Annotated in this window: 6 protein-coding genes; all 6 read left to right on the forward strand. The window is 33.3% G+C overall.

Annotation, left to right across the window (positions count from 1 at the left end):
* The first annotated feature begins 152 nt into the window (after positions 1-152).
* On the forward strand, positions 153-773 hold the full coding sequence (locus ENO17_01125; protein ID HER23661.1) for a winged helix-turn-helix transcriptional regulator: 621 nt from the start codon (positions 153-155) through the stop codon (positions 771-773).
* 517 nt (positions 774-1,290) lie between these two features.
* Positions 1,291-2,799 (forward strand): lipopolysaccharide biosynthesis protein, encoded by a 1,509-nt coding sequence (locus tag ENO17_01130; GenBank protein HER23662.1) that lies wholly within the window; start codon positions 1,291-1,293, stop codon positions 2,797-2,799.
* 102 nt (positions 2,800-2,901) lie between these two features.
* Positions 2,902-3,690 (forward strand): class I SAM-dependent methyltransferase, encoded by a 789-nt coding sequence (locus tag ENO17_01135; protein HER23663.1) that lies wholly within the window; start codon positions 2,902-2,904, stop codon positions 3,688-3,690.
* A gap of 63 nt (positions 3,691-3,753) precedes the next feature.
* The gene (locus ENO17_01140) at positions 3,754-4,683 is read left to right on the forward strand and encodes a class I SAM-dependent methyltransferase (GenBank protein ID HER23664.1); all 930 of its coding nucleotides are present in this window, start codon (positions 3,754-3,756) and stop codon (positions 4,681-4,683) included.
* 5 nt (positions 4,684-4,688) lie between these two features.
* Positions 4,689-5,825 (forward strand): hypothetical protein, encoded by a 1,137-nt coding sequence (locus tag ENO17_01145; GenBank protein ID HER23665.1) that lies wholly within the window; start codon positions 4,689-4,691, stop codon positions 5,823-5,825.
* A gap of 5 nt (positions 5,826-5,830) precedes the next feature.
* Positions 5,831-7,318 (forward strand): hypothetical protein (locus ENO17_01150; protein HER23666.1); only part of this gene is annotated, 1,488 nt, incomplete at its 3' end.

Here is a 7,318-nt window from a genome sequence, read left to right on the forward strand (position 1 = left end):
AAAAGATGATTGCTCCAGGGGTCGGATGACCTAATCAACTACAAACTCTTCCAGTATCATACTAACATATTTAGTTGATAATTTAGATATTCTTATCGTACAAGGGGTCGGATTTATCCGACCTGCACTATACTGAAAACCGGGTGTTGTTTATGCCAACTCAAAAACATCTTGATACACTCTTGGAGATAAAAGATAACCCATCTCTAAGTCAGCGCTCTTTAGCCCACAAGCTAAACATCTCGCTGGGTCTTACCAATGCTATCTTGCAAAACTTAATTCATCGGGGTTGGATTAAAGCCCAAAAATTAACCGGCCGTAAAATTCTCTATCTCATCACCCCCGAAGGCATGGCAAATGTCAGCCGACTGATGTATAGCCGTTTCCAGGAAACACTCCACTATTATCATTATACCAGGGATTTACTTACTGCTTACCTAATAAAACTCTACCAGCAAGGAGAAAAAACCATCAATATTTATGGCACCAGTCAGCTTGCTGAAATCACTTACTATGCCGGGATAGGCACTCCCTTAAAACTAAATGCTATTATAAGCGATGACCCATCCAAAGGAAAATTCTTAGGTCGTAAGACTATTTCAATAACCAATTTTCTATCTCAATGTTCAAGCGATAATAGTCTTTCTATCAAAAATATAGTCATACTTTCTACCAACAACCCGGAGAAATTAACTAAAGAAATAAATAAATATAAAAATATATCCAAAAATATTAAAATAATCAATATAGAATCCATCCTAAAGAATCTATAGCAGGACAGAAACCTCGATTGTCTCTGTCATTCCCATGAAAATGGGAATCTATCTTTTTCTATAATTTTGGAAAGTAAAGTAACGAAACAATCTTGACTAATAGCGAAAAACGGTTTTTATAGCTTGTATTTTTCTCGCACTTATTGCCCGCGCTATAACTATCCGCTATTACTATACGCTTATTTCAGATTTTTCTTTGACTGGCAGACTGAAAGACCGGTAGACTAAAATAGACTGGTAGACAGGATGACCGGCAAACTGGAAGATTAAATAGGATTGGAATCAATTCCGTAATATGGATTTAACAAAAATAAAAAAAACTACTCAAATCTCCCATCTTACTTGACTTACGAAACTTATACGACCTAGCCGCCTTAAAGTCTTTAGGTATTATTTATGAGGGAGTAGAGAGAAGATAATAAGTTTAAAAGTTAATAAAAATATATTCTGTCATTCCCACAAAAGTGGGAATTTAGGTAAATAGATAAATTAATCAAAAATACGGGAAATAATTTTATTGAATAAAGCAAAGAAATTGTTTAAAAATTTAATAACCCCTGGCGAAACTCTTTCTCAAAAAGTAGTTAAAGGTGGATTCTGGGTATTTTTTCTCAGAATTGTCAATCAGGGATTTAGTTTGATTCGATTGATAGTTCTTGCCCGTATTCTTTCACCAAAGGATTTTGGTTTAATGGGTATCGCATTACTTACAATGTCTGTTTTGGAGACTTTTACGCAAACAGGTTTTCAAACTGCTTTGATACAAAAAAAAGAAGAAATAAAATCTTATCTTGATAGTGCCTGGACTTTTTTAATCTTAAGAGGATTTGTTCTTTTTATCATATTATATTTTATCGCCCCTTATGCGGCAGTTTTCTTCAATACACCAGAAGCAAAACCAATAATAAGAGTAATTGGATTTTCAATTTTTTTTCAAGCATTTACCAATATTGGTATTACCTATTTTAAGAAAGAATTGGAATTTAATAAAGAGTTTATCTATCAGTTTACAGGAACATTAGCAGATTTTATTGTTGCAATTTCAGCAGTTTTAATCTTAAGAAATGTATGGGCACTGGTGTTAGGTTTGCTTGCAGGCAATATAACCAGATGTTTTGTAAGTTATTTAATACATCCTTATAGGCCCAGATTAAACTTTGCTCTAGAAAAAGTAAAAGAATTATTTGGTTTTGGGAAATGGATTTTTGGTTCAAGCATATTGGTTTTTTTAATTACTCATGGGGATGATATTTTTGTGGGTAAGTTACTTGGAACCACAGCATTAGGTTTTTATCAAATGGCTTATCGGATTTCCAATATGCCGGCAACTGAGATTACTCATGTAATTTCCCAGATAACTTTCCCCGCCTATTCAAAATTACAGGATAATATCCCTAAATTAAGGGAAGCCTATCTAAAAGTATTACAACTTACCGCATTTTTATCTTTCCCCATAGCCGGATTAATTTTTATATTAGCTCCTAATTTTACTAAAATATTCTTAGGAGAGAAATGGTTACAAATGGTTCCGGCGATGATGGTTTTGGCTTTGTGGGGATTAATAAGGTCAATAGGAGCAACAACCATAATATTCCAAAGTGTTGGGAAACCAGAAATATCCACAAAATTGCAGTTTACAAGGCTTATTTTGCTAGTCATTATTATCTATCCTCTCACCATAAAATGGGGCATTCTGGGGGCATCACTTGCTGTATTACTCAGTATCCTGCCTGTTGAGCCAATCACTTTCTACTTGACCATAAAAATTATTAAATGCCACATTTGGGAATTTGGAAAATTGATTATTTTTCCATTAATAGGAGCAGTAATTATGTCTGTTGCTATATTGACATCTAAATTCTATATTTTTAGCTCCACCGGGCTTTTTTCTTTCATTGTGCTTATATTTATTGGTGGTATAGTTTATGTCAGCATGGTTATTATTTTTGATTGGTTATATGATTATAAAATAAAAGGAATCATACAAAACAAATTATTCTTCACGCGATCTAACGAGGAACGATAAAACTACAAAGTCAGATGGTGCATAATTATGTAAAAGCTGATACAAATAGAAAATGAAAGTGAGATTTTGAAAGCGGTTGATAGAAAATTGGGAGGAATACCTATGAATCCAGTACTAGAAGAGATAATGCGTTCAGGTTACACTGAATCTCCAAATGGAGAGAGAGTCAAAGTATATGGTGCCGTTTCACTTGAGGAAGGATTGTTTCTTCAGGGAATTATTCGTGATATAAAGCCAGTCGTGTGTGTTGATATAGGTTTAGGATTAGGAGTATCATCTCTTTTCATTTGCGATGCGCTCGCAAAGACACTCAATGCCTGTCTTATCACCATAGACCCAAAACAATTTTCAACGGAGAAGGGCATTGGTTATTGCAATGGGACGCATAGGAAAGGCATCGGACTCAATAGTTTAAGAAAGGCTGGTTATAAAGAAATGATTAAGTTTTATGAGGCACCGTCTCACTTGGTTTTGCCTAAACTCGAAGACCAATGTGCCAGGATTGATTTCGCCTTTATTGACGGATGGCATACGTTTGACTACACACTTCTTGACTTTTTCTATGTTGACAGAATACTTCGTGTTGGTGGGGTCGTTGCTATACATGATACAAATAGACCTGCTATTAGAAAAGTATGTCGCTTTATTGTTACAAATCGATCATATAGTGTATTTCCACTTCAAAAGAAAAAACAAAACCTTAATCTTTCTATAACACGTCGGGTTATTGGGCGTATAGCTCAGCTATTACCTAAACGGATAAGGCATCTTTTTGAACCTGAATTTATTGAACCTGATGAGTCGTTAGGACTGGTTCCCCACGGCAGTGTTATGGCTTTCAAGAAGGAGGCAGAATACTTAAGTAAGTCTGATTATTATCATGAGTTTTAGTTTCATTTTGATAGAAACTATGCATTCGAAAGTAACTTGCTTTGCTCCAAAAGGGGTGCAGAAGTGGTACAAATAAAGAACGAAAGCGAGATTTTGAAAAAAGTCCGTAATGTACAGAAAGAAATTGAAGTTTTCTATCTTTTGCGAATATTGCCGAAAGTATTTACCAAAACAGTTCATCAAACTAGACATTTCAAGGAATGGTTTAGTGCGCCTATGAATTATGTGAGAATGATTGAGTTACCTCTTACAATAACCTTAATGGATTTGGAGAAAGAATCCAGAATACTGGATATATCAAGCCCCAAATTGCTGTCGTTATACTTGGGTACTAACGGTTTTGTAAATATAACAATATCCGATGTTGAAAATTATTTTGTAGGGGATTTTAAGATATATTCAAAAGAGTTTGGATTTTCACCACAGATTGAAACTTTTGATGCTACTAATATTCCTTTTGCCGATAGATCTTTTGACCGTGTTTTTTCTGTGTCAGTGTTAGAACATGTGCCTGATAATGGAGACGTGGAACTTGCTAAAGAAGTAGCTCGCATTCTTAAACCTAATGGTATTTTTGTTGTTACCTTCCCAGCCAGTGTGGTATATAGCGAGGAGTGGCTAAAGAATCGGAATTTTTATTGGTCAAGCAAAGTTCGAGAGGATGGACGAGTTTTTTTTCAAAGGAGGTATGATGAGCGATTTATAAAAAAGCATTTCGCGGATATAGGATTCGAAATCGATGATATTATTTATATAGCGGAAAAGCCTATTGAAGAGCCAAAACTGAATGAAAATGGAAGACTTCTTTATAATGTTTACTATTTAGAAGAATTTATATCAATAAAAATATTAAAGAAGTTACAGTCTATATTTCGATTACCACTACTACCGTACCTTGCATATTGTTATCTTTCTTATAGATATCATTATTTAACAAGGAATTGCAACGATAAGAATATAAGACAAGCGGCAGTGAAATTCGTAAGGAGGTAGTAGAAATGAAAAAATTTGCTATACACGGATTTTATGGACAAGGAAATTTAGGCGATGAGGCTATTCTAAAAGCCCTGTTGCAGGAATTTAGTAAATTTCCCAACATAAAAGTGGTTGTATTTTGCAGCAAACCAAAGCAGGTATTTAGAGCACATGGAGTAAGAAGTGTTAATTCACAAGGGAGACGAAACTTCTTACGAAGAATTTGGGAGATAAAAACAAGCGATTTGTTTATTTTAGGGGGAGGTGGTCTCTTAAAAGATTATGGAAATGATTCATCAAGCTTAAAAGAATGGCTAAGATTGCTTAAATTTGCAAAAAAATTAAATATAAAAACTGCGCTTTGTGCCGTTGGTGTTGAAAACATTCGCTATGATGAATCGAGGAAATTAATCAGAGATGCCTTAGACAAAGTTGATGTGATAACTGTGAGAGACTGCAGTTCAAAAGACATTTTAAGAGACATTAGGGTTGCAAATGAAGTGAAAGTAGTAAGTGACCCAGCAGTATTACTGACTAACATTAATACAGACAAATTAGAAGACAACTTAGTTTCACCTAAAGTGATTATTTGTATTCGTCATTGGTTTAGCAAAGGATTCTATATCGAGAAACCAGAGATTAATGAGAATTTTATCAGGTCTTTAAGTATAGCTGCTGATTTTCTGATAGAACACTATAATAAAAAAATTTATTTTGTACCCTTTAGAACTACATCTTACGATGATGATAGAATTGTAGCAAAACAGGTTGTATCATATATGAAACATAAAGATAAAATATACATTCATTCAAGTGCACCAGAAGTAGATGAATTTATTGAAATGGTAAAACAAAGTTCTTTAGTTATCGGCATGAGGCTTCATTCATTAATTTTAGGGACATCAATTGGTGTACCCGTAATTGGGCTTGAATATATGCCAAAAGTTAGAGCATACATGGAAAGCATTAAACAAAGTGAATATTCCCTTGATTTAGAAACAATAACAAGTGAGAAATTGATAAACAAAATTTTAATTACTTTTGAAAAATACAAAGAACGTTCCCAGGTAATAGGTTTAGAAATTTCTAGGCTTAAAAAACTTGCGAGTACTAATATAGAAGATTTAATTGAACTTACAAATTCTGTAAGAAGGAGATAATTTAAGTGGAAAATCCTTGCAAAATAGTCTTTTTTGGTGATTCAATAACCAGAGAATATGTTCCTGCCTTTGGAGAAATTCTTAAGAATGAGTATTTTGATAATAAAATTGAAATAGTAAACGCTGGTGTAATTGGAGAGACATCCAAAGATGGATTAAAGAGAATTCCAATAATACAACATGAAAGGCCACAAATAGTAGTTATAGGGTTTGGAATGAATGATTGGAGGAAGGGTGTATCTAAACAAGAATTTAAGAAAAATCTTATATACATGATAGAGAAATTTGAAATAATTGGATCGAGAGTAATTTTACTTACTATAAATCCAGATTACCAAGGAATTTTTAAAGGAACCAGCAAAGATGTTGATGAATATAGTTGTGTAATTAGAGAAATTGCTAGACAAAAACATATCAAAATAGCTGATGTGAATTCATTATGGAAAAGAAAAATAAAACCTGTTCAAAAAGGTTTAAGAGATAAAATACATCCAAATAAATTGGGTTACGAAATTTATTTTGAATCTCTTTTGCATGTAGTTCCTCAATCACATACTGTGATTCTTTGGCAATATAATGGGAGAGAATGTAAGTGTAATTATAAATGTCCTTATTGTTACTATTCATATTCACCAAAAGCGGAAAATTATTTTTGGGGAACTACCGAAGAATGGCATGATGCTTTTAAGAGATCTTTTGGTAACCAAAAATTGATTTTTTATCTTGCTTTTGGGGAGCCAACATTAGGAGAAGCCTTTTATAATATTGTTAAAATGATTGAAGAAGAACCTAAATGGAGTCTTAGGATAACAACTAATTTATCACAAAACTTAGAGAGATTGGTAAATACTCGTTTAGCAAAAGAAGGAAGATTGAATATAAATGCTTCTTTTCATCCAACCCAAGTTGGTATAGAAATATTTTTAGACCAAGCTCTTTATCTTAGGAAACATCATATAGAAGTTCCAATTGTATATGTTATGTGGCCTCCCCATCTTAGGAGATTTGAATCTGATTTTAAGGTGTTTAATGACCATAATTTTTTAGTACATATTAGAAGATTCAAGGGAATTTACAAAGGAAAATATTATCCAAAGTCTTATACTGATGAAGAAAGGCAGTTTATAGCAAGATATTGTGATGACACCACTATCAAATATATGTTAAACGAAGATCAAAATATTATTTTTGATAGAAAAACTTATTCAGGATTCCATTTTTTTATAGTAGATTGTACCGGTAATGTGGGATATGATTCAGATTGTTTCCCTTTTTACACAAAATACCGAACTATTTGTGGAAATATTTTACAATCTCATACGTTAAGACTACCATTAGAGCCAATACAATATCCGGAAGCATATGTTCAAGGAACTGTTGACGGAGTTAGCAATTATTTAGAGACTGGGTATCACCAGTTAGAGGGAAATAACGTAATATCATTTGCTAAGCAGGGAGGTGTTTATCATACTGAGAATGGCATTTTTTATAGT

The sequence above is a fragment of the Candidatus Atribacteria bacterium genome (assembly GCA_011056645.1).
Taxonomy (GTDB): domain Bacteria; phylum Atribacterota; class Phoenicimicrobiia; order Phoenicimicrobiales; family Phoenicimicrobiaceae; genus Sediminicultor; species Sediminicultor quartus.

Coding starts and splice junctions, on each gene's coding strand:
- ENO17_01135 (HER23663.1), top strand. CDS start 2,902: ATGAATCCAGTACTAGAAGAGATAATGCGTTCAGGTTACACTGAATCT.
- ENO17_01145 (HER23665.1), top strand. CDS start 4,689: ATGAAAAAATTTGCTATACACGGATTTTATGGACAAGGAAATTTAGGC.
- ENO17_01125 (HER23661.1), top strand. CDS start 153: ATGCCAACTCAAAAACATCTTGATACACTCTTGGAGATAAAAGATAAC.